Raw genomic sequence first — 2,708 nt, 5'->3', positions numbered from 1 at the left:
GGTAATGGTCGTTTGAGCAGTCGCGGCACCCTGGGCCTCGGCGCCGGCCAACTGAACCTCAATGCTGTGTCGAGCATCGCCGGAGGAGGTGACACCACGGTGGCGGTGGCTGGCCTGTTGAACAACGCCGGGCGCCTGACCTCGGCCGCCAGGCTCAACCTCAGCGCCGCGGGCATCAACAACCTGGGCACCCTGGGAGCAGCCCAGGACTTGACCCTGACCACCGCTGCCCTGCTCAACGAGCGTGGGCTGGTCTTCAGCGGCGGCGACATGGGCCTGCGGATCGATAGCCTGACCAACAGCTACGGCAACCTCTACAGCCTGGGTAACCTGAGGATCGACCGTGATGGCCAAGGCACCTTGGCCAGCCGCATCGCCAACCGTTCCGGTTCGCTGCAGAGCGACGGCTCCATGACGCTCGCCGCCAGCACCATCGAGAACCTGCGCGATGTGCTGACCACCAGCAACGCTGGCATCTATACCGCGAGAATCGGCGAGATCGCCTGCATTGAGGGTTACAACGCCGGTGACTGCAGCGGCAAGCGCAATCACGTCTGGGAAATCGTCCAGCGCGACAAGTTCGAAGTGACCAGCGCCAGCGCGGCGGCGAGCATCACCGCCGGCGTCAACCTGAACATCAACGGTGGCACCCTGCTGAACCAAAGCAGCAGCATCGGCGCCGGCGGCAACCTGGTGGCGACGGTCAACAACCTGCTCAACAGCGGCGTGGAAACCGGTGAAACCGAAACCACCCGAGTGTTCATGTCGGCGCGGACCAAGAATGCCGGGGGCTGGTACAACGTTGCCAATGCCGTCACCAGCAAATACTGGTTCCAGAGCGCGGGCTATACCCCCAACGACCTGGGTGGCCTGGAAGGGGCACTGGCCGGCTTTATCGGCATGACCGAGCGTGAGTGGGTCGGCCAGGGATCGACGAAAAAACTCGCTGGCGGCGATCAAAGCTACGCGGCGGTGATGCAGGCGGGCGGTGCGGTCAGCATCAACGCGGGCAATGGCATCGACAACAGCGTGGTGCGTCCCGGTTTCACCTACGTCGGCAGCGGCCAACGTACCGACACCAACGCCCCGGGCACGGCCTTCGCCACCCGTATCAGCCTCAACCAGCAGCTCCCGCCGGACCTGGCCCAGCAACAGGTCAATCCCCTGGCGCTGCCCGGCTTCAGCCTGCCCAGCGGGCAGAATGGCCTGTTCCGCCTCAGCGGCCAGGGCGCCAGCACACCGACCACCAGCGGTCCGCAAAGCTGGACCCTGGGCGGCGGTGCCTTGAGCTCCGCGCAACGTCAACAAGGGCTGCCCGTGGCGGCGGCGCGAGACATCAACATCGCCGACGTCGTGTCGATCGCCGCCCGATCGGCAGACTTGAGTACCGCCAACCGCACGGCGGCGCAAGTCGGCGCCGATGCCAGCGCGATCAATGCGACCCTGCCCGGTGGCGGTGCTGTCTCGGGCCCGGCATTGCCCGGGCCTTCGCTGGTGAGTGACGGCATCAGCCAGACCGCGGCCCTCAACGCCCAGGCTCCGGCACCGATCAGCATCGAGCGGGTCACCGGCCTGCCCGACAGCAGCGTGCGCAGCAATCCACACAAATACCTGATCGAAACCAACCCGGTGCTCACCGACCTCAAGCAGTTCATGAGCTCGGACTACCTGCTGTCCAACCTCGGCTACAACCCGGACGACAGCGCCAAGCGTCTGGGGGACGGATTCTATGAACAGAAACTGATCCAGCAAGCGGTGCAGGCCCGCACTGGCCAGCGCTACATCAATGGCCAGGACAGCGATGAGAAGCTGTTCAAGTACCTGATGGACAACGCCATCCAGAGCCGGCAACAGCTCAACCTGTCGGTGGGCGTGAGCCTGACCTCGGAGCAAGTGGCGGCCCTGACCCACGACATCGTCTGGCTGGAAAACGCCGAAGTGAACGGCGAACAAGTGCTGGTGCCGGTGCTCTACCTGGCCCAGGCCAAGGACCGTCTGGCGCCCAACGGCGCCTTGATCGCCGGCAGCGACGTCAACCTGATCGCCGGCCAGGACCTGAACAACGTCGGTACCTTGCGCGCCACCCACAACCTGTCGGCCCAGGCCGGACAGAACCTGGTCAACAGCGGCCTGGTGGAAGCCGGCAACCGCCTCGACCTGCTGGCCGGCAACGACCTGGTGAACAAGGCCGGCGGCATCATCGCCGGGCGTGACGTGAGCCTCAGCGCCACCCGTGGCGACGTGATCAACGAGCGCACCCTGACCTCGCACCAGAGCAGCAACGGCAGCTACGCCCAGCAGCGCGACTTCGTCGACAACGCCGCCAGGGTCGAAGCCGCGAACAACCTGCTGATTACCGCCGGGCGTGACATCAACAACACCGGCGGCGAGCTCAAGAGTGGTGCCGACACCAGCCTCAAGGCCGGTCGCGACGTCAACCTGAGCGCCGTGGAACAGGTGGTCAGCAATGACCGCGGCGTGCGCTACAACGACCTCAGCGTGACCCAGAACGGCTCCAGCCTGCAGGCCGGTCGCGACCTGGCCATCAGTGCCGGGCGCGACATCACGGCCATCGCCAGCCAGATCGAGGCCAAGCGCGATGTGGCGATGACCGCCACGGACAACCTCAACCTGATCTCGGCGGCCAACGAGCAGCATTCGGCGAGCAAGACCAAGAAGGTGACCAGTCAGGAGGATCATGTTCAGCA

1 protein-coding gene is annotated in these 2,708 nt (G+C 65.5%); it reads left to right on the top strand.

Annotated features, from left to right (window positions below):
* Nucleotides 1–2,708, top strand: a 2,708-nt coding sequence (locus U873_RS0133990) for a hemagglutinin repeat-containing protein (RefSeq protein ID WP_043274829.1), incomplete at both ends; no start/stop codon positions are given.

This window comes from Pseudomonas sp. PH1b, from assembly GCF_000633395.1.
Taxonomy (GTDB): Bacteria; Pseudomonadota; Gammaproteobacteria; order Pseudomonadales; family Pseudomonadaceae; genus Aquipseudomonas.
The sequence above is the reverse complement of the archived record's forward strand: the minus strand, read 5'-3'. Positions and strand labels throughout refer to the sequence as shown.